This window comes from Kyrpidia sp. (assembly GCF_023512215.1).
GTDB classification, from domain to species: domain Bacteria; phylum Bacillota; class Bacilli; order Kyrpidiales; family Kyrpidiaceae; genus Kyrpidia; species Kyrpidia spormannii.
In genome coordinates this window covers 42498-67937 of the sequence record NZ_JAILZZ010000013.1, presented here as the reverse complement: position 1 = coordinate 67937, position 25440 = coordinate 42498, and the positions used below count along the sequence as shown (strand labels likewise).

General features: G+C 60.5%; 26 protein-coding genes. 1 reads left to right on the top strand and 25 read right to left on the bottom strand.

Translation table 11 applies throughout. The features are described 5' to 3' along the window. Window positions 1-136 precede the first annotated feature (136 nt). Window positions 137-1321: a class I SAM-dependent rRNA methyltransferase gene (locus tag K6T64_RS07160; protein WP_288009261.1), complete on the bottom strand. Its 1185-nt coding sequence runs from the start codon at window positions 1319-1321 to the stop codon at window positions 137-139. Window positions 1322-1433: 112 nt separating this feature from the next. Between K6T64_RS07160 and K6T64_RS07155 the strand changes: the two genes are divergently transcribed. After that, window positions 1434-2372, top strand: a complete 939-nt coding sequence (locus K6T64_RS07155; RefSeq protein WP_100667979.1) for a Na/Pi cotransporter family protein — start codon at window positions 1434-1436, stop codon at window positions 2370-2372. Here the strand turns inward: K6T64_RS07155 and K6T64_RS07150 are convergent. The 24 genes from K6T64_RS07150 to hrcA all read right to left on the bottom strand — a co-directional run bounded on the left by K6T64_RS07150 (window position 2366) and on the right by hrcA (window position 25392). Next, entirely contained in the window at window positions 2366-2800 is a 435-nt protein-coding gene (locus K6T64_RS07150) for an NUDIX hydrolase (RefSeq protein WP_288009259.1), read from the bottom strand. The two genes, K6T64_RS07155 and K6T64_RS07150, sit on opposite strands and share 7 nt — an antisense overlap. 108 nt (window positions 2801-2908) lie before the next feature. Further along, complete coding sequence (gene mtaB / locus K6T64_RS07145) at window positions 2909-4327, bottom strand: tRNA (N(6)-L-threonylcarbamoyladenosine(37)-C(2))-methylthiotransferase MtaB (protein WP_288009258.1); 1419 nt, start codon at window positions 4325-4327, stop codon at window positions 2909-2911. A gap of 5 nt (window positions 4328-4332) precedes the next feature. Beyond that, window positions 4333-5076, bottom strand: a complete 744-nt coding sequence (locus K6T64_RS07140) for a 16S rRNA (uracil(1498)-N(3))-methyltransferase (RefSeq protein WP_288009257.1) — start codon at window positions 5074-5076, stop codon at window positions 4333-4335. 313 nt (window positions 5077-5389) lie between these two features. Beyond that, complete coding sequence (locus tag K6T64_RS07135; protein WP_288009256.1) at window positions 5390-6160, bottom strand: IclR family transcriptional regulator; 771 nt, start codon at window positions 6158-6160, stop codon at window positions 5390-5392. A 26-nt stretch (window positions 6161-6186) separates the two neighbouring features. Beyond that, entirely contained in the window at window positions 6187-7341 is a 1155-nt protein-coding gene (locus tag K6T64_RS07130; RefSeq protein ID WP_288009255.1) for an acyl-CoA dehydrogenase family protein, read from the bottom strand. A 145-nt stretch (window positions 7342-7486) separates the two neighbouring features. Continuing rightward, the gene (locus tag K6T64_RS07125) at window positions 7487-8374 is read right to left on the bottom strand and encodes a 3-hydroxyacyl-CoA dehydrogenase family protein (protein ID WP_288009254.1); all 888 of its coding nucleotides are present in this window, start codon (window positions 8372-8374) and stop codon (window positions 7487-7489) included. Window positions 8375-8402: 28 nt separating this feature from the next. Then, the gene (pcaF, locus tag K6T64_RS07120) at window positions 8403-9605 is read right to left on the bottom strand and encodes a 3-oxoadipyl-CoA thiolase (protein WP_288009253.1); all 1203 of its coding nucleotides are present in this window, start codon (window positions 9603-9605) and stop codon (window positions 8403-8405) included. A 166-nt stretch (window positions 9606-9771) separates the two neighbouring features. Beyond that, the gene (locus K6T64_RS07115; RefSeq protein ID WP_232796581.1) at window positions 9772-10164 is read right to left on the bottom strand and encodes a thioesterase family protein; all 393 of its coding nucleotides are present in this window, start codon (window positions 10162-10164) and stop codon (window positions 9772-9774) included. Between the two features lie 71 nt (window positions 10165-10235). Continuing rightward, complete coding sequence (locus K6T64_RS07110) at window positions 10236-11714, bottom strand: aldehyde dehydrogenase family protein (protein ID WP_288009252.1); 1479 nt, start codon at window positions 11712-11714, stop codon at window positions 10236-10238. Window positions 11715-11790: 76 nt separating this feature from the next. Next, window positions 11791-12258, bottom strand: a complete 468-nt coding sequence (locus K6T64_RS07105; RefSeq protein WP_100667988.1) for a PaaI family thioesterase — start codon at window positions 12256-12258, stop codon at window positions 11791-11793. 30 nt (window positions 12259-12288) lie between these two features. Continuing rightward, window positions 12289-13077, bottom strand: a complete 789-nt coding sequence (locus K6T64_RS07100; protein WP_288009251.1) for an enoyl-CoA hydratase/isomerase family protein — start codon at window positions 13075-13077, stop codon at window positions 12289-12291. Continuing rightward, window positions 13074-13382: an EthD family reductase gene (locus tag K6T64_RS07095; protein WP_170085814.1), complete on the bottom strand. Its 309-nt coding sequence runs from the start codon at window positions 13380-13382 to the stop codon at window positions 13074-13076. Before K6T64_RS07095 ends, K6T64_RS07100 begins: the two co-directional genes overlap by 4 nt. Window positions 13383-13412: 30 nt before the next feature. Next, on the bottom strand, window positions 13413-14738 hold the full coding sequence (locus K6T64_RS07090; RefSeq protein ID WP_288009250.1) for a phenylacetate--CoA ligase family protein: 1326 nt from the start codon (window positions 14736-14738) through the stop codon (window positions 13413-13415). Between the two features lie 144 nt (window positions 14739-14882). Further along, window positions 14883-15461: a TetR/AcrR family transcriptional regulator gene (locus K6T64_RS07085; RefSeq protein ID WP_288009249.1), complete on the bottom strand. Its 579-nt coding sequence runs from the start codon at window positions 15459-15461 to the stop codon at window positions 14883-14885. Between the two features lie 203 nt (window positions 15462-15664). Continuing rightward, complete coding sequence (gene paaD, locus K6T64_RS07080) at window positions 15665-16129, bottom strand: 1,2-phenylacetyl-CoA epoxidase subunit PaaD (RefSeq protein ID WP_288009248.1); 465 nt, start codon at window positions 16127-16129, stop codon at window positions 15665-15667. A gap of 64 nt (window positions 16130-16193) precedes the next feature. After that, window positions 16194-16988 (bottom strand): 1,2-phenylacetyl-CoA epoxidase subunit PaaC, encoded by a 795-nt coding sequence (gene paaC, locus K6T64_RS07075; RefSeq protein WP_288009247.1) that lies wholly within the window; start codon window positions 16986-16988, stop codon window positions 16194-16196. A gap of 12 nt (window positions 16989-17000) precedes the next feature. Continuing rightward, a complete protein-coding gene (locus K6T64_RS07070) occupies window positions 17001-17339 on the bottom strand; it encodes a phenylacetic acid degradation protein (protein ID WP_013075250.1) in 339 nt (112 codons plus the stop codon). A 22-nt stretch (window positions 17340-17361) separates the two neighbouring features. Then, on the bottom strand, window positions 17362-18282 hold the full coding sequence (gene paaA / locus K6T64_RS07065) for a 1,2-phenylacetyl-CoA epoxidase subunit PaaA (protein WP_232059840.1): 921 nt from the start codon (window positions 18280-18282) through the stop codon (window positions 17362-17364). Between the two features lie 182 nt (window positions 18283-18464). After that, on the bottom strand, window positions 18465-19301 hold the full coding sequence (locus tag K6T64_RS07060; RefSeq protein WP_288009246.1) for an alpha/beta fold hydrolase: 837 nt from the start codon (window positions 19299-19301) through the stop codon (window positions 18465-18467). A 35-nt stretch (window positions 19302-19336) separates the two neighbouring features. Beyond that, window positions 19337-20374, bottom strand: coding sequence for a 50S ribosomal protein L11 methyltransferase (gene prmA / locus K6T64_RS07055; RefSeq protein WP_288009245.1), 1038 nt, complete (start codon window positions 20372-20374; stop codon window positions 19337-19339). Window positions 20375-20490: 116 nt separating this feature from the next. Next, window positions 20491-21645 carry a molecular chaperone DnaJ gene (gene dnaJ / locus K6T64_RS07050; protein WP_288009244.1) on the bottom strand — a complete coding sequence of 385 codons (1155 nt, stop codon included), beginning with the start codon at window positions 21643-21645 and terminating at the stop codon, window positions 20491-20493. A gap of 88 nt (window positions 21646-21733) precedes the next feature. Continuing rightward, window positions 21734-23575: a molecular chaperone DnaK gene (gene dnaK / locus K6T64_RS07045; RefSeq protein WP_170099500.1), complete on the bottom strand. Its 1842-nt coding sequence runs from the start codon at window positions 23573-23575 to the stop codon at window positions 21734-21736. Window positions 23576-23577: 2 nt separating this feature from the next. Next, window positions 23578-24282, bottom strand: coding sequence for a nucleotide exchange factor GrpE (gene grpE / locus K6T64_RS07040; RefSeq protein ID WP_157935468.1), 705 nt, complete (start codon window positions 24280-24282; stop codon window positions 23578-23580). Window positions 24283-24366: 84 nt separating this feature from the next. Further along, complete coding sequence (hrcA, locus tag K6T64_RS07035; protein WP_100668001.1) at window positions 24367-25392, bottom strand: heat-inducible transcriptional repressor HrcA; 1026 nt, start codon at window positions 25390-25392, stop codon at window positions 24367-24369. Window positions 25393-25440 lie beyond the last annotated feature (48 nt).

The window sequence follows — 25440 nt, the reverse complement described above, 5'->3', positions numbered from 1 at the left end:
GGAAGCACACGCCGAGAAGCGCGCCCACCCCGGGGGCGGCTCCCTTCCGGATGGAAGGAGACAAAGGTCAGGCCGACAGCGGTTGTTGAGTAGCTTTGATCATATATTTCGGCAACTGCTGATACCACGGTTGGTTTCATCCCCTGGACCGGACCTCAAACATGGCGAATTTCAGATAATTGCTTTCTTCGCTCCCGTGAATGACCGGGTGGTCCTTCGCCGCACCCCGAAGTTCGACTAACCGCAGGATCTTTCGCGCGTCAACGGCAGCCTCCGTAATCGTATCGAGAAACAGATCCCGGTGCATATGCCAGGAACAAGAGGCGGTGACGAGAAAGCCGCCGTCCCGGACCAGCTTCATCCCCCGTAGATTGATCTCCTTGTAACCCCGAATCGCCCCGGGCAAAGAAGAGCGGGATTTGGCAAAAGCCGGCGGGTCGAGAATCACCACGTCGAATTGCCGGGCCTGGTCAACGAGGGCCCGCAACTCATCGAAGGCGTTGGCCTCCACGAACTCCGCCCGCCCGGCGTAGCCATTTGCCACCACATTTTCCCGGGCCAAATCCAGGGCCTCCCGGGACTGGTCCACGCACACCACCCTATCCGCGCCAAATTTTAATGCGTGAAGGGCGAAAGCCCCCGTGTGGGTGAACACATCCAGGACCCGGGCGCCGGGAACCAGCGGGGCAATGGCCAGGCGGTTCTCCCGCTGATCAAAAAAATACCCGGTCTTCTGTCCCCGCCACACGTCCACGACCAAACGAAGCCCATTTTCCTCGATCCACACCCTCGCCGGCACCTCGCCATAGTCCCGGCGCACTTCAAGAGGCAGGCCCTCTTTCTCCCGAACCGGCACGTCGTTGCGGAGCAAAATCCCCTGGGGAGCCAGGCGATCGACCAGGGCCTGGCGAATCCAAGGCCACAGCCGTTCCATCCCAAGAGCGAGCACCTGAACCACCAGAATATTTTCGAACCGGTCCACAATCAATCCCGGGAGAAAATCCGCTTCCCCGTAGATCAATCGACAACTTCGCGCTCCAGCTAAAAACCGCTCCCGCCAGGCCAGGGCTTCGTCCACCCGCCGGGCGGCCCAAGAGGCATCGATCGGTTCATCGGCCCGGTAGGTGAGCACCCGAACCAGAATCTGGGATCGCGGGTTGATATACCCTTTGGCGAGAAAATGCCCCTGATGGTTGACCACCTCGACGACGTCCCCGGGTGCCGGATCGCCTTCCACCCGGGCCACCTCGCCGCGAAATATCCACGGACTTCCTTGTTCCAGACGCCGCTTCCGATCTTTGTCAAGAACGACTCTACCCATCAACCCAACGACCTCCCCACATGCCGCAACACCCGTTGCAATCTCCCGCCGGTTCACGCTTGGCCACATCCTGCATATACATGTCCCATCACGATGTCCAGGAGGACAATCTATGTATGCCTGGTTTGGACTTTTCGCGGGGTTGGTGGGATTTCTCGGCGGGATGTGGACCTTGCGCCACGGCCTTGAGCCCCTTGCCGCCAGCCACCTGCCCGCCCTGCTCAATCGACTGGTAAAAACGCCTTTTCGCGGGCTCATCACCGGCACTGTCGTCACGGCCGTCCTCCAAAGTTCCGGAGCGGTCACCGTGATCACCATCGGATTGGTGGCGGCCGGGACCCTGGCCTTTCCGGACAGTATCGGGATCATCCTGGGCGCCAATATCGGCACTTGTGTGACGACCCAGATCATCGCCCTCCAACTGGATGCCCTGGTGCTCCCCTGCCTGGTGGCCGGCGTCTTCCTGGCCCTGACCTCCCGGCGGCTTTGGCACCACATCGGCATCACCCTCATCGGGTTTGGGATGATTTTCATGGCCCTCAAACTCATGAGCCTGTCTTTGCAGCCCATTGGCCGATCCGACTGGTTTCGCCGACTGCTCTTGGAATCGTCGAACAACCCCTGGTTGGCCGTCCTCAGCGGCACCGTGCTCACCGCCTTGGTTCAGAGCAGCAGCGCCACCACCGCCCTCACCATCGCCCTGGCCAGCCAGGGGCTTGTGGATCTTCCCGGCGCCGTCGGCATCGTCATCGGCAACAACGTGGGATCCTGCATCACCTCGGTGCTGGCCTCCATCGGCGCCCCCACGGCGGCAAAACGAGTGGCGGCCGCTCACGTCCTGTTAAACGTTTTGGGAGCAGCCGCCTTTATGCCCATTCTTCCATATTTTACGGCTTTCATCCAACACACCGGCGGCACGCCGGCTCTGCAGGTGGCCAACGCCCACACTTTCTTTAACATCATCAGTTCCATCGCGGTCCTGCCCGTGGCCCGGCCGTACGCCGACTTGATCGAATGGCTGATTCCCGATCGAAAAACCCCCGGTCACTGAGAAGCTCCTCGGGCGTTGTCCAGGCTTCGAAGCGCCGCTTCAAAAATCGGGGTATTGTTGGGGTAGCCCTTCTCCCGCTGCAACCGCAGGGCCTCTTGGGCCTCCACCCACCGGGCCCCGGCGATCTCCTCCTGCTGGGGGCGAATCACCTCGGACCGCGCCTTCACAAGATAATATTGCACCTCTTTTTCCCCCGATTGTCCGTCCGGCCGAGTGTAAGGATATCTCACCGTGCCGATGGCTCCCAGGATTTCGCCCTGGACCCCGGTCTCTTCTTCGATCTCCCGCAGAGCCGTTTGCTCCAGGGTTTCCCCCGGATCTTGATGACCCTTGGGAAGCGAGACATGGCCAAATCGGTCATCGATGATCAAAATCTCCCACGCCCCGCCCTTTTGCCGCACCACCACGCCTCCCGCCGCCATCTCCATCTTTGCGCACCCCCTCCTGCGAATCCCGGCTCTCGCCATCAGCCTTCCGGCCTCAGGCCCGCCGGACGGTTCGATACCTCCCCGAAGCCCCCGACGGACCAAACCCCATTAACCTTCCAGGGCGATGGGAAAAATACCTCCGGTTGTCTCACCCCGCCGGTCAGCCCGGACAAGTTCCTGATCCTCCTGCGGGGCGAAACTGATCTGCCGGACCACGGAGCCGAAGGACCGCTCGGCCCCGGGATCTTCCAGGCGCACCTCCACCAGTTGGCCCACCATCGACGGGTCGGCCGCAAAAACCATCTCCAGATAATTGTCCGCATGGCCGGTAAAGAGCATTTTCCCATCCTCCGCCCGCCGGTCGTCAAACGAACTCTCCACCACCACGGGCAGAATCCTGCCCACAAACCGCGAGGCATAAGCCAGGGTCAGGTCCTTCGACAGACGCACCAACTGCCGGACCCGTTCTTCTTTCACCTCGGCGGGGACTGGATTCGGATAGCGCGCCGCCGCGGTGCCGCGCCGGGGTGAATACGGGAACACGTGAAGCTGGCTAAACTTTAGTTCTTCAATCAAACGCCGGGTGTTGTCAAATTGTTCCTCCGTCTCCCCCGGGAATCCCACAATAACATCGGTGGTCACCGCCACCTCCGGGAGCACCTCCCGAATCCGGTGAATCTTCTCGGCGTACTCGGCCACTGTATATTTGCGCCGCATCCGACGAAGGACCTCGTCATCGCCGGACTGAAGGGGAATGTGAAGATGACGGCAAATCTGCTTGGAACCCTGAAGCACGTTGAGCATACGTTCGTCAATCTGGCTCGCTTCAATAGAACTGATGCGGATTCGAACGGAATCCTCCAACTCGCGCTCCAGGTCCACCAGAAGATCCGTCAGGGTGTAGCCCTCCAAATCCGCCCCGTAACCCCCGGTGTGAATACCGGTGAGGACGATCTCCCGGTACCCCGCTTCGGCCAGGCGCCGGGCTTGGTGGAGGACATTCTCCGGCTTTCGGCTCCGGATGAATCCCCGGGAAAATGGAATGATGCAGAAGGAGCAGAAGTTGTTGCACCCATCTTGAATCTTTAAGGTCGCCCGGGCTCGGTCGGCAAAATCTGGAACGTCGAGTTCTTCAAAATCCCGGACCCGACGAACGTTGGAAACCACCTGGTAGGGCCGGCGCTCCTCCCGCACCCTCTCCACCCATTCGACGATCCGCCCCCGTCCGTCATTGCCCATCACCAAATCCACTCCGGGGATGGCCGCCACTTCCCCCGGCGCCACCTGGGCATAACATCCGGTCACGACGATAGTGGCTTCCGGACTTCTTCGGATAGCCCGGCGAATGATCTGGCGGGACTTTCGGTCGCCGACGTTGGTCACCGAACAGGTGTTGATCACATACACGTCCGCTTCATCTTCGAAGGGGACCTCGGTATATCCGGCATTGCGAAACAGGTGCCGGATCGCTTCGGTGTCGTAGGCATTCACTTTGCATCCCAGTGTATGAAAAGCGACCCGGTTCACCGCCTTCACCTCCCCCACTCACCATAATGGTACAAAATCGCCGCGGCGGCGGCGATCCCCGCCGTCTCGGTGCGTAGAATCCTGGGCCCGAGATGCACGGGCTCCACCCCCAGGGAGGCCGCTTCTTCAACCTCCCCGGGGTCCCAGCCGCCCTCGGGCCCCACCGCAAACGCGATCCGGCCCACCCCCGGCTGTCCGGCCAAGGCTGTCGCCAGGGGGCGTCCCCGCCGGCTCTCATCGAGGAGAAGAGCCACGTCCGCCTGGGAAGCCAATTGCCATGCCTCGGCGGCAGATACTGGCTGCACAATCTCCGGTATGCGGGAACGCTTGGCCTGCTCGGCCGCTTCTTTGGCAATGCGCCGCCACCGCTGGAGCCGCCGAATTTGCTGTTCCGTTTGGTACCGAACCACAGACCGGGCCGCGGCCACCGGAATCACCCGGGCCACGCCCAGCTCAGTCGCCTTCTGTACGATAAGATCCATTTTATCATGTTTGGGAAGCCCTTGCAGAAGCACGAGTTCCATCCGAGCTTCCCCATCTTCTTCCAGAGGGTTTTCCAGGCTCAGGTGGACTTCCCCGGCCCCGACCGACTCGATGACAGCCGTCCACACGGTGCCCGAACCGTCCCCCACCTCCACCCGGTCTCCCGGAACCATGCGCATCACCCGGGCAATGTGGTGCGCGTCTTCGCCCCGGAGAACGGCCGTATCGCCAACAAAACAAGAAGGCGGTACGAGATATCGCTGCACCCGCCTCCCTCCTTATCCTATGAGCAATTCGACCCGTGCCTGGGATCTCCGCGTTCTCAGCCGATGGCCGTCACCCCTCGGCAGGTCCCGCACACCTCTTATCCTCACTCGCCCGGCCGCGGTGCCCGCCGCAAAAGGGCCAGTGGGGTGTCGCTCGTCAGCCGGCGGAACTCGGGAGTGGCCGTGCGCGCCAACCACTGCCCGCAGATCTCGCCCGCCGCTTGGATGTGACCACACCAGCGGGACGAGCCGACTGTACTCCCTTATAACATATCATACTGAGCCCAGAGAGAAAGGGGATTTTGGAACCTGGTCAACTTCCGGCGGTGCCGGGTTTCATCTCTGGAGCGGATCCACCGATCTCTCGGGTCAACCGCTGGGTGTGCTCTACGAGCACATGGGCACAATCGGTCATCCGCTCCGTCGTCAATTCCTGTGCGATCCCCAGACACGCCACCGCCAACAGCACCTGACCGGAGGAATCGAACACCGGTGCCGCAACGCCGTTGATGCCCTTCACCTGTTCTTCCCGGCTCACGGCGAACCCTTTGCGTCGAATGTCGGCCAGCTCATCGAGAAACTCCGGGCTGTACCGGGCCGCCGCCACATCCTTCAGATCATCGTCATCCATGTAGGCGCAAAAACATTTTCCAAAAGACCCTCGGTCAATGGGGAACTGCTGACCCAAGGAGACGGTCACGTGGACCTCACCGTGACTGTCCGCCTTCGCCACATAGGTCAGGCGATTGCGCCGCAATCGCTGGGCCGCCACCGTGGTGAGGCCCGTCTCCTCCGCAATCCTGGAGACGGTGTCCCGGGCCAGCTGCAGATAATCCAAGGCCTCCTCCGCCCGGGCCCCGAAGACCACAAGCGCCGGCCCCAAACTGTACGTGTGCCGTTTTTGATCGTACCAGACCAGCCCGTGCATGGAAAGGGTCCGCAGCAGTCGTAAACAGGTCGTTTTCGGGATGCCGAGAGTGTCACAAATCTCTCCGAAAGTTTTGTGCCGGTGCTGGACCCGGCTGAGCAGTTGCAAAATCTTCGCCGCCTGATCCACCGACGGGATGATGTATTTTTCGTCCACATCTACCGCTCCTCGTCTCCCCCACCTCATGTCCCGCCGTATTCGCGCTTCAACTGCGCCGCAATGATGTTTCGCTGGATCTCCGATGTCCCCTCATAAATGCGGGTAATCCGGGCATCCCGGTAAAACCGTTCCACCGGCATCTCCCGCATGTATCCCATCCCGCCAAAAATTTGCACGGCCCGGTCGGCGATGCGGTTGTAGACCTCCGAAGCGTACAGCTTAACAATGGCCGACTCTTTGATCGTTTTCTCCCCCCGGTCCACCATGGCGGTCACCCGGTACAACAAGCTTTTCAGGGTTTCCACCTCCACGGCCATGTCGGCGAGCATATGGGCCACCGCCTGATTTTCGATAATCGGTTTGCCGAACTGTACCCGCTGTAGGGCATGTTCGGTGGACAACGCCAGCAGTTTCTCACAGGATCCTAGACACCTCGCCCCGAGGGACGCCCGGCCGTTCGTGAGGATTTTCAAAGCATTGACATACCCTTCCCCTTCCTCGCCCAGCCGATTCTCCACCGGTACCTCGCAATCCTCAAAAAACAGTTGGCAGGTGTGGGAACCCCGCAGACCCATTTTGCGGTCAGCCGGCCCTTTGCGAAATCCGGCAAAATCCGCCTCGACCAAGAAGGATGTGATCCCGCGGATCCCTTTAGAAGGATCTGTCACCGCCATGACCGTCACCACGTCCGCTTCAGGTCCGTTGGTGATAAAATGTTTCATGCCATTCAGAATGTAGCGGTCTCCCTTGCGGACGGCCACGGTTCGCAAATTCGCAGCGTTGGAACCCGCTTCGGGTTCCGAGAGGGCGAAAGCCCCGATTTTATCCCCGGCCGCCATGGCCGGCAAAAATCGCCGGCGTTGCTCCTCATTGCCAAGTTCGATAATGCCGACGCTGCCGATCCCCGTGTGAGCCCCGATGAGGCTGGTAAACCCGTTATGGGTTTTGCCCAATTCCTCGAGGATCGCGCATTTTTCGGTCATGTTCAGACCAAGGCCGCCGTAATCCTCGGGAATGGACAACCCAAAAAGGCCCAACTGCTTGGCTTGCTGCATCAACTCTTCCGGGATGCGGTCCTCCTCCTCGATGACGGCTGCCGCCGGTTCCACGACCTCGTTGACAAACTCCCGAACCACTTGCCTGAATTGCTCGATCTCCTTTGACAGCTGCACATCCACTGCGGCACCCCCTGCTCGTTTCCTTCTCTCGAGACCTTGAACCGTCGATTCGCCATCACCGGTCCCGCCGGGCACGGGTTCCCCGCCCTGGGCCCGGCACGACCTGGCCCGACATCCTCACCGCGCCGAGATGTTCGCGGCGAGGTCACCGCCCAGACGCCGACCCGGGAATCCGGCGCCCTTCCTCATCGTACTCGTACACCCCCCGGCCGACCTTTTTCCCCAACCGGCCGGCCCGGACATACTGGACCAGAAGGGGACACGGGCGGAATTTTTCCCCCAAGGTTTGGTGGAGGTATTCCAATACATGGAGGCGCGTGTCCCATCCCACCAGGTCGCCCAGTTCAAAGGGCCCCATGGGAAAATGCAGTCCCAGCTTGATGGCCTTGTCGATCTCCTCCGCCGAACTGACGCCTTCCATCAACATGTAGAAGGCCTCGTTGCCGATCATGGCACTGATCCGGCTGGTGGCGAATCCCGGGCGCTCGTTCACCCGGATCGTCTCCTTGCCCAGGCTGCGGCCGACACCCTCGGTCTGCTCCACCGCCCACTCGGCCGACTCCAGCCCCCGCACCACCTCCACCAGTTCCATGCGATGAACGGGGTTAAAGAAATGCATGCCCACCACCCGTTCCGGCATCGCCGCCGCGGCGGCGATCTCGGTAATGCTTTTGGCCGACGTGTTGGTCGCCAAAACCACATCCGGCGCACAGACTCCGTCCAGTTCCCGAAACACACTGTGTTTCACGGCCAGGTCTTCGGTCACCGCCTCGATGACAAAATCGCATTCTGACAGTTCCCCGAGGGACCGGGCCGTGCGCAGTCGCCCGAGCACATCGCCGGGCTCATCCCGGAGGAAGCCTTTCTCCTTTTGCCGTTTCACCAAAGCCGCAATCTGTTCCAGCGCTTTTTCCAGGGCTTCCGGCCGGGCATCGTATATCCAGGTCTCAAACCCCGATACCGCCGCCTGATAGGCGATGCCTTGTCCCATCACCCCGGTGCCCACGACACCGATGCGTTTCACTTCCCGCACGTTGCCAGTCTCCTTTCTAGCGTTTCGATCAACCTTCGATCCGTTCCACGATGGTGGCGATGCCCTGTCCTACCCCGATGCACATGGTCACCAGGCCGTACCGGGCTTTTCGGCGATTCATCTCGTATAACAAGGTGGTGAGAAGCCGTGCCCCGGTGCTGCCAAGGGGATGGCCGATGGCGATCGACCCACCGTTGACATTGAGCTTCTCCCGGGGGATGTTCAATTCCCGCATACAGGCCACCGCCTGGGCGGCGAAAGCTTCGTTCAACTCTATGAGGTCGATGTCCTCGATCGTGAGTCCGGCCCGCTTCAAGGCTTTGCGCACGGCTGGAATCGGCCCGATGCCCATCACCGCGGGGTCCACCCCGGCCACCGCGGAGGTCACGATCCGGGCCATGGGGGCGAGTCCCAACTCCCGAGCCTTCTCCGGTGCCGCCAGGAGCAGGGCAGCCGCACCGTCGTTGATTCCAGAAGAATTCCCCGCCGTCACAGTACCCCTTTCTTTAAAGGCCGGCTTCAGCTTTCCGAGTGTTTCCAGGGTCGTGTCCGGGCGGGGATGCTCATCCTGTTCCACCCATACGATGCCCTTCTTCGTCTCGACCGGAACGGGGACCATCTCTTCTTTAAAACGCCCCTCCCGGATCGCCGCCGCCGCCCGCTGCTGACTCTCCCAAGCAAAACGGTCCTGGTCTTCCCGGGAAACACCGTAGCGCTCGGCGACATTCTCCGCCGTCTCCCCCATGGAATAGGGGGGATACATGGCCGCGAGTTTCGGGTTAATGAAACGCCACCCGATGGTGGTGTCATAAACGGTGCGATCGCCCCGGGGGAACGCTTTATCCGGCTTGCCCATCACCAGCGGAGCCCGGGACATGCTCTCCACCCCGCCGGCAATCATGAGATCCCCTTCGCCGACCCGGATCGCCCGCCCCGCCTGATTCACAGCCTCCAGGCCCGAGCCGCACAGGCGGTTCACCGTCGCGCCGGCCACGCTGACCGGCAGGCCGGCCAACAGCAGCGCCATCCGGGCCACATTCCGGTTATCTTCGCCGGCCTGGTTGGCGTTACCCATGATCACATCTTCGATCTCTTCCGCCGGCACCCCCGTGCGCTCCACCAACCCACGGATGGCCACCGCCGCCAGGTCGTCCGGCCGCACGGACGAAAGAGCACCGCCGTACCGTCCCACCGGCGTCCTTACTGCCCCCACAATCCACGCTTCTCGCATGCTCCCACCTCAGAGTTTCATATTTAGATATCTAGTTTCTAATGTGAAATTATAAAAACAGTGCTCCAGATATGTCAAGAGGGTCGGTTGCCAATGTTCACACGATCCCTGACTTCAGTAAAAAGCGGGGAGCCCCACTCGCGCCCCCCGCCTTTTTCGGCCACCTTCACTCCATTCTGGCAATACGATCCAGGATCTTCTGTCGGGGCAGAATCGCCTGGTGAAACATTCCTTCTCCAACGATGCCCTTGTCGTGCTCGGCCCACACCCGGCACACGACCCGCCTGGGCGTCACCTCCACGGCCTCCGCCGTAAAAGTCACCTCTTTCCCCACCGGGGCGGGGGCGCGGTGTTCCACACTGATTGCCGCTCCCACTCCCTCCTCCCCTTCTTCGAGAAAGGGCAGGATGACCCGCCTGCCCACCCACTCCATGTAGTAGATCATGGAAACGGTGGACAATGTGGAATGGACTTGCACTCCGCCAAAGGCCGGACACATGTCGGGAGCCACCACAATGGACATCGTCTCCCTGTGGCCCACTTTCAAGCCTGGCTTCACGGCCTCAACCCCTTCCTGCACATCCCCGGCTCCGCCCGTTGTTCCACCGGCAAATCCAAGCGGACCGCGACTCAAACCCCAAAGGGATTGAGGGGCTTCTCTCCGACATAAGCGAGCACACTTTTCGTCTCGGTGTACAACTCCAGGGACTCCGCCGCCAGCTCCCGGCCGAATCCCGATTGCTTGTACCCGCCGAAAGGAAGTCCCGGAAATGCCGAGAACGGGTTGTTGATGAGCACCACTCCGGCTTTGAGCCTGCCGGCCACCCGATGGGCCCTGGCAAAATCCCGGGTCCACAGAGAGGCGGCGAGGCCGTATCGGGTATCGTTGGCGAGGCGAACGGCTTCCGCCTCGTCCCTGAACTTGGTGGCCACCAAAACCGGCCCAAAAATCTCTTCCTGGGCCACCCGGGTGCTGTTGTCCACATCTGCGAGCAAAGTCGGGAGATACCAGTGGCCTTTTGAAAACTCCTGGCCCTCCGGCCGGCGGCCTCCCAGCGCCACCCGGGCACCTTCCTGAACTCCCAGCTTGACGTAGGAATCGATCACTTTCTCCTGATTTTCCGAGATGATGGCACCGATGTGGGTGTTCGGATCCAGGGGATCGCCGATCTTCAGTTTGCTCGCCTTCTGCACAAACCGATCCAGGAATTCCTCATAGATCGATTCGTGGACGAACAGCCGCGACCGGGCCTCGCAGGACTGCCCGGTATTGTAATAAATCCCAAACAAAGAGCCGTCCACCGCCGCGTCCAGATCCGCGTCCTCAAAGATCACATTCGGGGACTTGCCGCCAAGCTCCAAGGTCACCCGCTTCAGCGTCTCCGACGCCCGGGCCATGATGTCTTTCCCCGTCCCCGTCTCCCCAGTGAAGGCAACCTTGTCCACCCCGGGGTGCTCCACCAGATAGGCCCCAACATCCGATCCGCTGCCCACCACGATGTTGACGACACCCTCGGGCACCCCTGCCTCCTGGCAGATATCCCCCAGGATCAAGGCGGTTATCGGCGTCAGGCTGGCGGGCTTGAGAACCACGGTGCACCCCGCGGCCAGGGCCGGGGCCAATTTCCATGCGGCCATCATGAGGGGATAATTCCAGGGCACGATCTGGGCGCACACCCCCACCGGCTCTTTCACCGTATAGTGGAAAAATCCCCGAGGTACAGGTTTCGTTCGCCCATCCAGCATCATCGCCGCCGCGGCATACAACTCAAAATCCTCAATGGCTTGCATGACCTGGCCCTTGGCCGCGGACAAGGTCTTGCCGCTGTTCAGGACCTCGATCCGGCACAACTCGTCAAACCGTTCGCGCATAATCCCGGCGATCCGGTTCAGCACCTGGGCTCGCCGGGCCGCCGTCCATTTGGACCATTTTCCTTCCTCCAGCGCCCGCCGCGCCGTTTTCACGGCCCGGTCCACGTCCTCCCGGGTCCCCTTGGCCACTTTGGCCAGCACCTCGCCGGTGGCCGGGTTATAGGTGTCCATCCACTCGCCGGTCGATCCTTCCACGTGCTGTCCGTCGATGAGCATCAAGTACTGTTCCTTCAACATCTAGCCCTCTCCCCTTCTCCTTACGATGTTCAGCGGCACGCACTCTGCACGCGGTCGCCGACCCTCCCCGGTCCGATCAACGGACCCCCGGGTGGCCGCCGTCCCCGACGCCCCCTGGCTCGGACGGCGACTCTTCCACCAATGGCCGGTTCCGGCGATGCACCACGCCGAGACATTTCGCCACCAATACCCCTTCGGCCGTCGTCACCGTCATCTCGTAATAACCCGCCCGACGGGTGAGGTGATTCTCCCGGGCTTCGGCCACCAGCGTGTCCCCCAGCTCGGCTGCGCGGTAAAATTGCATCGAAACGCTGGTCGCTACGGCCAGTTGATTATAACTGTTGCTCGCCGCGGCAAAGGCGGCGTCCGCCAGACTGAACAAGAACCCACCGTGGGGTGCCCCGGCAAAATTAAATACCTCCGGCCGCACTTCTGCCCGCACCCGGGCGAACCCCGGCCCGACTTCATCCAAATGAAAACCGAGCCATGAGGAAAAAGGATCGCTCCGAAACCGCGCTTCCAATTCCTTTGAAACCCCTGACATCCAAAGCCCCCTTCCCAACAGCGCTCCCGACTACCGCCCGTAAAATTCCGGCCGGCGCTTCTCAAAAAAGGCCTGCATGCCCTCCCGATGGTCCTCGGTTCGCCCGGACTCCGACTGAAGCCGGGCCTCCAGAGCCAGCGTCTCTTCCAAAGACGCGCTCAGGCCGCGATACAAGGCGCGCTTTGTGCGAGCCACCGCCAGGGGGGGCATCGCCGCCAGCCGCTCCGCCAAAGTCAAGGCTTCCTCCTCCAGCCGTTCGGGGGGGACCACCCGATTGATCAACCCCAATCGCTCGGCCTCGGCGGCGGAAATTCGGTCTCCCAAAAGCGCGAGCTCCATCGCCTTCTTCAGCCCGGCCAGGCGGGGCAAAAACCAACAGCTGCCGGTATCCGGCACGAGCCCGATGTGAATGAACGCCTCCACAAAACTCGCTTTTTCGGAGGCGATGGCCATATCGCAGGCGAAGGCGAGACTGGCCCCCGCCCCCGCCGCCGCCCCCTGCACCATCGCCACCACCGGTTTATCCATCCTCACAATCACCTGGACAATGGGGTTATACCCTTCCCGCAAAAGATCTCCATAATCGAGACCTGCCTGGCTGCGAATGGTCTCCAGATCCTGGCCGGCGCAAAAAGCCCTCCCGTTGGCCCCGAGCAGAACCGCCCGAATCTCGGGGTCCCGCTCCGCCCGCTTCAGGGCATCCAGCAGCTCCCGGCGCATTTGCGGATTGAAGGCATTCAGCTGCTCCGGCCGATTGAGAACAATCCGGGCCACCCGGCCCTCCCGGGCATATTCCACCGTCTCGTACGCCGGGTTCACCCCTCCTTCACCTCGCCGATCACCATGGTGACAATCTTCCCGGCAAAGCCCATCAGATCTTTGGCGGCCGCTTTCCCTTCGGGAGAGGCCATGGCCGCGTCCAAGGTCTGGCGGTCGGTGAAATACATCTCCGCCATCAGATACCATTCCGACGCTCCGCCCATGGGATCGCCGACGATTCGCGTGACTTCGAGTTTCTGAAGCCCCGGCATCTTCTCCGCCAAAGGCGTGTGGACTTCGCCATAATGCCGGTCGAAAGCGTCCCGATCCTCGGGTTGACGGTACAATGCGATAAGTTTCACCAAATCCATCGCCTCCTGATTCATCGGAACATTTTATCCATATAACTTCCGCCGATCCACCACCCGAACGGCCTTTCCTTCGCTGCGGGGCAGAGTGCCGGGCTCTTTGAGGTCGACCCGAGTCGTGATGCCCACCGTCTGTTTCAACAGGTGGCTGACCCGCCGAGCGAGGTTGACCAGAGACTCATGGTCCGGGTCGAACCTGCCCCCTAGATCCTGAAGCAGGCTCGGCTGAATCTCCACCTCCACGGTGAGCTCATCGAGCGTTCCTTCCCGGTCCACGACAATTCGGTAATGGGGGGACAATTCGTCGACGCTGAGCACCGCCGTTTCCAACTCAGAGGGGAAGACATTCACCCCGCGGACGATCAGCATGTCGTCTAGGCGCCCCTTGATTCGGGACATCCGGATATGGGTGCGCCCACACCGGCAGGGCTCCGGGTTTAAACTGGCGATGTCTCCCGTCCGATAACGGAGCAGTGGAATGGCCTCTTTCGTCAAGGTTGTGAACACCAATTCCCCAGTCTCCCCGTAGGGCAAGGGTTCATGGGTCACAGGATCGATGACCTCCACCAGAAAATGATCCTCCGCCACGTGCAGACCGTCTTGGGCCTCGTAACACTCGATCCCCACCCCTGGACCCATCACTTCGGACAGCCCATAAATGTCCAGCGCTTTTATGCCAAAATAATCCTGCAGCATCTGCCGCATCTCTTCAGACCAAGGCTCGGCTCCAAAGATGCCGTACTCGAGACTGGTTTTTCGGGGATCTTTCCCCATGGCGATCATGGTTTCGGCAATATTCAGTACATACGACGGCGTTCCGCAAATCCCCCTGGGCTGGAGGTCCTCGATCAGGCTGATCTGGCGCGGCGTGTTGCCGCCGGAAACGGGAACCACCGCCATTCCGGCCCGCTCCGCCCCGTAATGCAACCCGAGACCTCCGGTGAACAATCCGTAGCCAAAAGCCACGTGAAACGTATCCCCAGGTCTTCCGCCCGCTGTAATGATCGCCCGGGCCATACATTCCGACCAGTTTGTGATATCATTCTGGGTGTACCCCACTACCGTCGGCTTTCCCTTGGTACCCGACGATGCGTGGATCCGGGACAACTCCTTTCGGTCTGCCGCGAACAGACCAAAGGGATAGTGCTCCCGCAAATCGGTTTTTTTGGTGAAGGGCAGTTTCACCACGTCCTCGACCCGGCGAATATCCCCGGGCCGAATCCCGCGCTCGTCCAACAGCCGGCGGTAGAAGGGTACCCGGTGGTACACGCGTTCTACTGTCTTGGCGAGGCGTTCTCCTTGAAGGGCCCATAGCCGGCTGCGATCCATCGTCTCCAGTTCAGGTTGAAACATAGGCATCCCCTTTTCCATGCGAACTTGTGGTACAAGTTTCCGAATGCGGCACAAAGTCCACCGCTTGGGTGATCCAAGGTCACAAACCTTCGCGCCTCCACCTCACCTCCCCATCAGAATGTGGGATGCCCGGGTCAAAGAACGTTAGCTCGACTGGTTCAGCCCCTCCAGGAGAATTCTCGCGAACTGATCGGCAATCTCATCGGGACCCAAAGGACCTTCGGGGTCATACCATTGATACACCCAGTTCGCCACAGATAGAATCACAAGTTGGGCGAACTTCGGATGAACAGGTCGAAAAACCCCCGCCTGGATTCCTTCTTCTAACAGAGCGCCCCACAGCGCTTCGTACCGACGCCGCTTTTCGAGAATGATCTGTCTCCGTTCGTCGCTGAGCGCCCGCCAGTCGTGAAGAAAGACTTTCGCCGCGTGCAGGTGTTCCCCCACCACCCGAATGTGCGCCGCGAGTCCCCGGCGCAGCTTTTCTTCGGGATTCCCAGGCGACGCAATGATCGGCTCCAGGGCCCCGAGAAAATTGTCCGCACCCTGGTTAACGATCTCAAAGAGCAGGTCCTCTTTGGAATCGATGTGGGCGTACAGGCTCCCGGAAAGGATGCCGCTGGCCTCGGCGATATCCCGAATCGTCGTCCCGTGATACCCTTTTTCACTGAACAAACGCTCGGACACCGCCAGAATCTGTTCCTTGCGCCCCCTTCGCGCCACGGCCTTCGCCTCCTTTCCACAGCTCCGATGCCAAGAAAGATTGTCAGATTGGCGTCACGAACAATTAACAATCGCTTGCTTGTTTTCATGATAATATAACGCAATTCGCGGTGTCAATCGCCCGGCTGGGTTCAGCGGCAACCGTCCATCCTCGACCAATAAGAAAGGCCCCTGTCCGGGGCCAGGTCCATGGATAGCTGCCTTCATACAGGTTTGAACCCCTCGAAAGGCTGCCGACACCGGGTACAGTAATAGATCGCCCGGCAAGCCGTGGGTCCAAACAAGTTTTCCACTTCCGTCTCCGGAGCCCCGCAGAAGGGACAGGGCGGTTTCTCCCACCACTCGGCCATGGGAGGGGCAATGCCAAATGACGCCAAATGTTCCCGCCCCTCAGGGGTGATCCGCTCGGTTGTCCACGGCTCGTCAAGCACGTAGTCCACCTTCACCGGGATTCCGGTGGCGGACTGCACCTTATGCTCCACATCCCGGCGAATGATATCCAGGGCGGGGCATCCCACAAAAGTGGGCATCAGGCGTACCCGTACCTCATCTTCGCCCGCCTCCACGCTGTACACCATTCCCAGTTCGACGATACTGAGGGTCGGGATTTCTGGATCCTTGACCTCGTTCAGGGCCTGGCGCACCAAAAGCTCTTTTTCCTGAATCACAGCTTCTCACCCCCTTGCCCCCTCGACTTTCTGCCCTTCACAATCTCGGGGAGCGGATCGTCTTTCACCAAGTCGCCGCCGGATCCATCCGGTACACTTCGCCCATCGCGTCAAGGAGCTGCTCCAGAGCGTGGGTGTGGCTCCCCTCCCGACCGCTCTTCTCCGGCCGTCCGGGCGTTCCCGGCCAGGCCAGGGTCGCCGCTTCCATCACCGGTCGCACCCTCTCCTCCCAGCGGCGATAAAGGACGGCGGGGTCCACCGGGAGAATTTCATGGACAACGAGCAACTTTTCACCGGAGCCGAAGGTAAACAGATCCCCCAGTTCCGGCCACAGGGCTTGGACCCCCCGCTCCAAGCGCTCCTTCGCTTCACCGCCCGCCCGGCCCAAACGCCGGAACCACGTCTCCATGTGAAGCCCGTGGTACCGCTCTTCCCGGATGATCTTCGCGGCCCCTTGGGCCAGGGGTACGTAGCCGGAGTCCTTCAAGGCCTCCAGGCGCACCGTTTCCCAGACGTCATAGAGATAATGCCTGGCAATGGTTTCGGCCCAATCGCCGTTTTCTCTCTCCACCATCAGCGCGTTCTTGCGCTCCCCCGCGCTGCGCCCAAAAGCCATATCGTCCGCCCGGCCCTCCCCCAGGGCCTCCAGCAAATCATAATAAAAGGTGGCGTGACCGACCTCGTCTTGGGCGATAGAACTGAAAGCCACATCCTCCTCCAGTTCCGGCGCCATGCCCAGCCACTCCGAATCCCGATGGCCCAGCACCAGATCATCGTCTGCCAATTGATACAAAAAGTCTGTCAACACCCGGCGGTATTCCTCATTCCCGCGCGCCGTGGCGGCATCCTCCACTCTCATCCCCAACCCTCCTCAGTCTCGAATCAAATCCTCCAGCTCAATGGCCCGTTGTTTGAACGATTTCCACAACTTCGCGTTCTCGGGATACCCGCTGGCTTCCCGATAAGAATGATCCATTTCCTTGGCGAAAAAGTCCGCATCTTCATAAGAGGTGGCAAACACCTGGCCCCGGGGCACGACCCAAAGATTCACCGCGTCGTCCCGGCGGAGAAAATTCTCCCGGGCCACCTGAAGGGCCATTTCTCCCGAGGAAGACACCACACTCCCCACGTGCACGTGGTGCTCCAGGGGATCGTACTGAACAAAGACTTCATAAACCTCGTAATCCCCGGCTGAACCGTTCAACTGCATCTGCTCTCCCCCCTCTGCACCGTCAGACCACGGCCAAATCTTTCTCTTTCTCCCGGGTCCGGCTCATCGCTTCCCGCACCCAGCGCTGGCCTTCATGAGCCTGTTTCCGCAACGCCAACCGCTCTTGGGACTTGGGCCCGGCGTTGTGTTTCACGATGTGGTAGAACTTTTCCCAATCGGGCTGGGTGTAGCTCCAGACCTTTTTCTCTTCGTCATAGCGAAGGGCCGGATCTGGAATCTCCAGTCCAAGTGCCCGAATCCTCGGTACATACCTGGTCAAAAACTTCTGCCGCAACTGTTCGTTGGTCTTCGTGCGGATGCGATAATCCATCATCTTCTGAGCCGCCGAAGACATCAGAGGAGGCCCGAAGAAGAACATGAGAGATTCCCACCATCGGTTGAGGGCATCCTGGAGCATGTCTTTCTGGGTCGGAGTTCCGTTCGCCAAAGCCAGGCAAATCGACTCCCCGTGCTGCATGTGAAAACTCTCTTCCGCCGCAATGCGCTTCAGAACCCGGGCATACGGCCCGTAGGACGACCCCAGCAAAGAGACTTGGGTGATAATCGCCGATCCGTCCACCAGCCATCCGATCAGCCCAGCATCCGCCCAGGTTCGGGCCTCCATATGGAAGACATTATGAAACTTGACCTTGTCGACAAACAGATCCTCAATCATGTCATCCCGGACTTTCCCCAAGGGAGCTGCGATATCCTCCGCCACCCTTAGCAGTAATTGCCCGTGGCCGACTTCATCCTGAACCTTGGCCATAATCGCCAACTTGCGCCGCAAGGTCGGGGCCTTGGGAACCCACTCCTTCTCCGGGTATGCCCCCATCACCTCGCTGATCCCGTGCATGTGGATCTGCTTGAGCACCAAGTGCCGATACTCATCCGGCATCCAGTCCGTGGCCTCAATCCGCTCTCCGCGGTTGATGCGTTCCATAAATTGCTGCATCTTCGCTTCTTCGCTCACCGTCGCCGCCTCCTTGATCTCCGCACTGTTTAAGCAAGCGCTTGCTTGTTTTCAATATAGCGCATCTTCTTGGCCGTGTCAATACCGCAAACGGCCTGAGAAATAAGGCGGTCACCGGCCCCATTTAAGCGAGCCGGGCAACCGCCCTGGCTTCAAATCGATCGGACAAATTCCCGTAACTCCTCGTTAAATCGTCCGGGATTTTCCCAGAAGGGACTGTGTCCGGCGCCGGGATAGATCCGGAGCCGGGCCTTGGGGATCATGCCCGCGTGCCGCTCCGCCGCCGCCGGGAGCACGACCCGGTCTTCACTCCCGTGCACGATCAACACCGGGTTTTGAATGGTTGGTAAAAGATCATCATTGGACAGCTTCCTCTTCATCATCCCTTCCCGGACATGAGGCGGAACCGCCCCGTTAAAGCCGAGAAAGAGATAGAATTCTTCTTCGGACAGTAACCCCTTCATGGTGAGATGGATCAATTGCTCCATAGCGGACTGGCTTTCGGTTACCACGTTTGAAAAGGAAGGCCGAACCAGGGCCACAAACTCATCTCCCAAATCCGCAAAAGACTCTTTAACCCCAGTCCGGGTCACGGCGCCGACGAAAACCAGGCCACCGATCGCCTCCTGGCCGTAATGCCGCACATAATCACAGAGCACAAGTCCGCTGTACGACCATCCTACAAGAACCGGCTGGGCCAGCTCCAAATCCCGGAGAACCCCGGCCACATCCTCCGCCCAAAGCCGGGAATCTCCGTATACCCCCTGAGGCTTGTCGGATCTCCCGTGGCCCCGGAGATCCACCGCGATCAGGCGGAATTCTTCCGCCAGATCGGACTCGGTCTGTTTGAGCCAAACCAAGTGATTCTGGGAATAACCGTGGAAAAACACGATGGGTCGACCCGCGGGATTTCCGCTTTCCTCCACATAGAGCCAAAGTCCGCCCCCGCCCTCCACCCGCCGTTCCGTCACACGCCTGCGCACCCTCATGACAAGTCCCCCTTTGCATCCCTCCATTTTCGCCTTCACCGGAAAAGTTCACCCGACAAGGCACACCAAGCTCCGTCCCGGCGGATCTCTCGAACCGCCAGCCCCGCAGCCTCCATCGCCTGGGCCAACCGATCCTCTTGTTCCACTAGAATCCCGGAGGCGAGAAACCGCCCCTTGGGTGTCAAGCACCTGTGGACATCGGGCAGCAATCGCTCTACAAGGTCAGCCAAAAGGTTCGCCACGATCAGGTCCCCGCGCTCCTCGATGCCGTCCAGTAGGTCTCCCCGCCGCACTTCTACCCGATCCGCCACACCGGCCACCTCTACATTGTGCCGGGCCGCTTCCACCGCCAGGGGATCCAGATCCACAGCCAGAACCCGCCCGGCACCGAGAGCCGCCGCCGAGACCGAGAGAATACCAGACCCGCACCCCACGTCCAACACCCGACACCCCGGGGTGACCTCGTCCAAGAGCCATCCTAGACACAGACGGGTTGTTTCGTGGGTGCCGGTGCCAAAGGCCATGCCGGGATCGATTCGGACCACCACTTCCCCAAGCTCCGGCATATAAGTCTCCCACGCCGGACAGACAGTCAGGACTCTCGCCCTGCCCCTTACCGTCACCGGACGATAATACTGCTTCCACGCATCCGCCCAGTCTGCCTCCCGCACGGTGCGGACGGCGATGTCACCCTTACCGGGATCGAGACCCCACGTGGGGAGCAAGTCCAACCAATTTTTGAGGAGAGCGGAGATATGCTGCCATCGATGCGGTTCCCCGGGCCAATACCCCGTGACCACCGCCTCACCGGGCCCCACCGCCGGGGTGGCGACCTCCGCCCACCTGGGAGCCCCGGGACTCTCCGAGGCTACATCCTTGTTGCCCATCCCTGGTTTTCCTGCCGTTCCTTCTGGCTCGTAGATCTCGCCGAATTTCGGCACAAAATCAGGGCCCAAGGGGTCGGCCTCCTCGACGGCCACCCCCTGCGCCCCGAGATCCCGCATCTTCGCCGTCGCCGCCTCGACGGCCTCTTTCGTCGTGCGCAACTCCACCACGGTCCACAGATCATTCACCGGTTCCATCCCCGCTTCCGCAACCTACCATTTCCTTTGCTTACTCGGGCGTTAACCCGCCCCGGCCACTCGATCCGAAGCGGATAGATCCGTAGGCCAGTAGGCCATCACGGCCTTCAGCCGTTCCGCCCATCCCGGCTGAAGGCACTTTTCATGCGCTCGAAAAAAGTCTGGTTCTGTTCGTGGATGTCTTCCCCCAACTCCTCGCCCAACTCCCGCAACAGACGCCGGGCTCGGTCGGAAAGGCGGGTCGGCGTCACCACGAACACCTGGACGTGTTCATCGCCCCGTCCCCCACCTCGTAGCCGGGGAATGCCCTGACCTTTGAGCCGAAACGCAGTGCCCGTCTGGGTGCCCGGTGGTATCCTCAACTGTGCGCGACCCTCCAGAGTCGGCACCTCGATATCGTCCCCGAGAGCCGCCTGGGCAAAAGTAATGGGAACCTGGCAATGCACGTCGAACCCTTCCCGCTGAAACACCGGATCCGGGCGGACGTGGATCACGATAAACAAATCGCCGGGCGGACCGCCCCGGGTGCCCGGCTCCCCGTGGCCCGCCATCCGAATGCGGTTGCCCGTATCCACGCCAGCGGGAACTTTGACGCTCACTGTGCGCACCACCCGTATCTGACCGCGGCCTTGGCATTTTGGGCAAGGGTCCGGGATAATCCGCCCTTCCCCTTTACATCGGGAACACGGCCTTCGGGTAACCATCCGGCCCAAGGGGGTATTGACGACATTCTCCTGTTGACCCGTCCCTCCGCACACCGGGCAACGTTCCACCTGGGTCCCGGGCCGGGCGCCGCTGCCCCCACACCGGTCGCAGGTTTCCGTCCTTGGCACGCGAATTTCCTTTTCCACCCCGAAAGCCGCTTCCCGGAATTCGAGGGAGAGGTCGTATTCCAAATCCGCCCCTCGCAGCGGACCGGTCCTCTGCCGGCCGCCGCCGAAAAACATGTCAAAGATATCCCCGAATCCGCCAAAATCCCCAAAATCAAACCCGGTTCCCCCGGGGCCGCCCGGACCGCCTTCGAAGCCTGCCCCCTGCCCGACCCCCGCGTGGCCAAACTGGTCGTATCGGCTCCTTTTTTCCGGGTCCGATAGAACCTCGTATGCTTCGTTGATCTCCTTGAATTTATCGGCCGCCTGGGGATCCTCTTTGTTCACATCGGGGTGATAACGGCGCGCCAGTTTCCGATAGGCTTTTTTAATCTCCTCGGCGGATGCCCCCCGTTCAACGCCGAGCACCTCATAATAATCGCGCTTGCTCACCGGAACACCCCCTCCCCCGGAGCTTCGCCGCGGCCTACTTCTTCAGAAGCCAACATTTCCCTCTCATCGCTGCCCGAGTGGTTACCGCTCACTTTTTGTCGTCGTCCACCACAGTGTAATCGGCGTCCACCACTTTTTCGTCTTTCCCGCCGCCCGCGGCCCCGCCGGTCGTAGAACCCGTTTGGGTACTGTTCGCCGATGTCTGTTGGTACAGTTTCACCGACAATTGCTGGACGACCTGTTGCAATTCGTCCATGGCTTTCTTGATTGCTTCTATATCGTTTCCGGCCAGAGCATCCTTCACCTTTTGCTTCGCCGCCTCGGCCCGTTCCACGTCAGATTTGTCCACTTTGTCCCCGATATCTTTAAGGGTTTTATCCGTGCTATAAACCAAGGAATCCGCCTGGTTGCGGATCTCGATTTCTTCCCGGCGCTTGCGGTCTTCTTCGGCGTGGGCCTGGGCTTCCTTCACCATCCGCTCCACTTCCTCTTTGGACAGCCCGCTGGATGCCGTGATAGTGATCTTTTGGCTTTTTCCCGTCCCCAGATCTTTGGCCGAGACATTCACAATCCCATTCGCATCGATGTCGAAGGTCACCTCGATCTGGGGCACCCCCCGGGGCGCAGGAGGAATATCGGACAATGTAAAGCGACCCAACGTCTTGTTGTCCCGGGCCATCTCTCGTTCGCCTTGGAGCACGTGGATCTCCACCGACGTCTGGTTATCCGCCGCAGTGGTGAACACCTGGCTCTTCGAGGTGGGAATCGTCGTGTTGCGCTCGATCAGCTTGGTGAACACCCCACCCAACGTTTCAATGCCCAGGGACAGAGGGGTGACATCCAACAACACGATGTCCTTGACCTCGCCGGTCAACACTCCGGCCTGGATAGCCGCCCCTACCGCCACCACTTCGTCCGGGTTTACGCCCTTGGACGGCTCCTTGCCGATAAATTTCCGAATCGCTTCTTGTACCGCCGGGATGCGGGTGGATCCACCCACCAGGATGACTTTGTCAATTTGCGAAGGGTTCAGGCCCGCATCGGCCAAGGCCTGGCGGGTGGGCCCCAGGGTCATCTCCACGAGGTCAGCCGTCAACTCTTCGAATTTGGCCCGGGTGAGGTTGACCTCCAAATGTTTCGGCCCTGTGGCATCCGCTGAGATAAAAGGCAGGGAGATCGTCGTGGTCAAGGCGCTGGATAGCTCTTTTTTCGCCTTTTCCGCCGCGTCTTTCAGCCGCTGCAGAGCCATCCGGTCTTGACTGAGGTCAATCCCCGTCTCTTTTTTGAACTGATCGATCAGATAATCGATGATTCTCTGATCGAAGTCGTCTCCTCCCAAACGGTTGTTCCCGCTGGTGGCCTTGACTTCAAACACGCCATCCCCGAGTTCGAGGATCGACACGTCGAAGGTGCCGCCACCCAAGTCGAACACGAGGATGGTCTGATCTTCTTCTTTGTCCAAGCCGTAGGCCAGGGAGGCCGCCGTCGGCTCGTTGACGATCCGCAACACATCCAGGCCGGCGATCTTGCCGGCATCCACCGTGGCCTGGCGCTGGCTGTCATTAAAATACGCCGGCACGGTGATCACCGCTTGGGTGATGGTCTCTCCGAGATACGCCTCGGCATCCGCTTTCAATTTCTGCAGGATCATCGCCGAGATCTGCTGGGGTGTGTAAGATTTGTCATCGATCGTCACCCGGTAATCGGACCCCATATGACGTTTGATGGAAATGATGGTCCGATCCGGGTTGGTGATGGCTTGACGTTTGGCGACGTCCCCCACCAGCCGTTCTCCGGTTTTTGTAAACGCCACCACCGACGGCGTGGTGCGGCCCCCTTCGGCATTGGGGATGACCACGGGCTCACCGCCCTCCATGACCGCCACGCACGAGTTGGTGGTACCCAGGTCAATGCCGATGACTTTTCCCATCTCTAGTTCCCTCCTGTATCTCCGCTGACTTTCACCATCGCAGGCCGCAACACGCGATCTTTATACCGATATCCCTTGCGAAATTCCTCTATAATCGTGCCCGGCGGCTGCCCGGAATCGGGCACCTGGGCAACGGCCTCGTGGACATTCGGATCAAAAGGCATGCCGACAGTCTCGATGGTCCGGACGCCTTCCCCTTCCAGGATCTCTCGAAATTGGCGCACCACCATCTCGACCCCTTGAAGAAGCGACTGCACATCCGTGGACTGCTGGCCGGACTGGAGAGCCAGCTCCAGATGGTCCAGCACCGGCAAAAGCCGCTCGATGACGCCCATCGTCGCCGAGGCCGCCCACTCTTCCCGCTCTTGCCGGGTCCGGCGCCGGAAGTTCTCAAAATCTGCCTGCATCCTCAGCGCCCGTCCCCGCCAGGACTCAACCTCCTCCCGGAGTCGCTCCATCTCCGCAGCCACATCGGCCCCGTCTCCCTCCCCGGTATCGGGACCCTGGCCCGTTTCCCCTTCGTCACGCCGCTGACCCATCTCTTCGCCGGCGCTGGTTTCACTGCGCTCTTCCTTCCCGGCCTCCCGGCGATCTTCTGATCCCTGGGGCTCTGCCTCTCGTCCCGGGCCTGTCCCCGCCTCGGGACGGTCTGCGCCCCCGCTGGACTCCCGGCCGGAATCCGCCTCCCTTCGCCGCTGTTCTTCCACTCGCATCCACACTCCTTTAGATTCCCAAAAATACGGGCGGGCAGAGTTCAACCTCCGCCACACCCGGTGGTTCTTTCCCCATCATCAAGCGCCTTCGCGATTGAACAGATCGCTCAACACGTGAGATAACACATTCAACACACCGATCACCCGTCTGTACGCCATTCGCGTGGGCCCCACGACGCCGATCACTCCGATCCGTCCGCCGTAAAATCGGTACGTGGCCGTTGCCACCGTGCACTCGTGAACCGCGGACAGTTCGTTCTCGTACCCGATGCGAACCTGTACACCCTGTTTCTGCGGCACTCCCACCAATCGGGCCACACCATGGGCGTCTTCCAACATGACCAACAGGGGTTTTAACTTCTCCAGATCCCTAAACTCCGGCTGTTCCAGGATCTTGGACGTGCCCCCCACATACACTTTCTCCTCGGACGAAGCCGTCAGTTCATCGACCAGCGCCAACCCGCGTTCAAACCGATCCAAGTGCCGGCGCAACTCCAGGCCGATCTCCTGTTCCAGTTTTTCCTTCAACTCACTGATAGACACCCCGACCAAACGGCGGTTGAGCACCTCCACCAATCGCTCGATGTCCGCCAGGTCTGCCGGATCCGGAAGAATCACCGTTTTCTTCTCCACGTGACCCGTGTCCGTCACAAGGATGGCCACCGCCGCCCACTCTCCCAAGGGCACCACCTGAATATGGCGCAACTTGGCATCCTCGCCCATGGGGCCCAGCACAAAAGCCGTGTAGTTGGTCAACGTGGACAGAATTCCCGCCGTCTGTCTGACCACATGCTCCATGGCTTCCAACCGTTCCTGAAACAGTCGCCGAATCACGGCAACTTCCCGGTCGTTGAGCATAGGCGGTTGCATCAGATGGTCGACATAAAAGCGATATCCTTTATGAGAAGGGACCCGTCCCGCTGAGGTGTGCGGTTGCTCCAGGTATCCCATCTCCTCCAGATCACTCATTTCATTCCGAATGGTGGCCGGGCTTAAATGTGTCTCCATCCGTTTCGATATCGTACGAGAACCGACGGGTTCGGCAGAACGGATATAATCGTCGACAATCAACCGCAGGATCAGTTGTTGCCGTTCAGTGAGCACCTCCGACACCCCCGTCTGTTAGCACTCCTACATCACGAGTGCTAAACC

Coding starts and splice junctions, on each gene's coding strand:
- K6T64_RS07160 (WP_288009261.1), bottom strand. CDS start 1,321: ATGGGTAGAGTCGTTCTTGACAAAGATCGGAAGCGGCGTCTGGAACAA.
- K6T64_RS07155 (WP_100667979.1), top strand. CDS start 1,434: ATGTATGCCTGGTTTGGACTTTTCGCGGGGTTGGTGGGATTTCTCGGC.
- K6T64_RS07150 (WP_288009259.1), bottom strand. CDS start 2,800: ATGGAGATGGCGGCGGGAGGCGTGGTGGTGCGGCAAAAGGGCGGGGCG.
- pcaF (WP_288009253.1), bottom strand. CDS start 9,605: ATGCGAGAAGCGTGGATTGTGGGGGCAGTAAGGACGCCGGTGGGACGG.
- K6T64_RS07110 (WP_288009252.1), bottom strand. CDS start 11,714: ATGTTGAAGGAACAGTACTTGATGCTCATCGACGGACAGCACGTGGAA.
- K6T64_RS07105 (WP_100667988.1), bottom strand. CDS start 12,258: ATGTCAGGGGTTTCAAAGGAATTGGAAGCGCGGTTTCGGAGCGATCCT.
- K6T64_RS07090 (WP_288009250.1), bottom strand. CDS start 14,738: ATGTTTCAACCTGAACTGGAGACGATGGATCGCAGCCGGCTATGGGCC.
- paaC (WP_288009247.1), bottom strand. CDS start 16,988: ATGAGAGTGGAGGATGCCGCCACGGCGCGCGGGAATGAGGAATACCGC.
- K6T64_RS07070 (WP_013075250.1), bottom strand. CDS start 17,339: ATGCAGTTGAACGGTTCAGCCGGGGATTACGAGGTTTATGAAGTCTTT.
- paaA (WP_232059840.1), bottom strand. CDS start 18,282: ATGGAACGCATCAACCGCGGAGAGCGGATTGAGGCCACGGACTGGATG.
- K6T64_RS07060 (WP_288009246.1), bottom strand. CDS start 19,301: ATGAGGGTGCGCAGGCGTGTGACGGAACGGCGGGTGGAGGGCGGGGGC.
- dnaK (WP_170099500.1), bottom strand. CDS start 23,575: ATGGGAAAAGTCATCGGCATTGACCTGGGTACCACCAACTCGTGCGTG.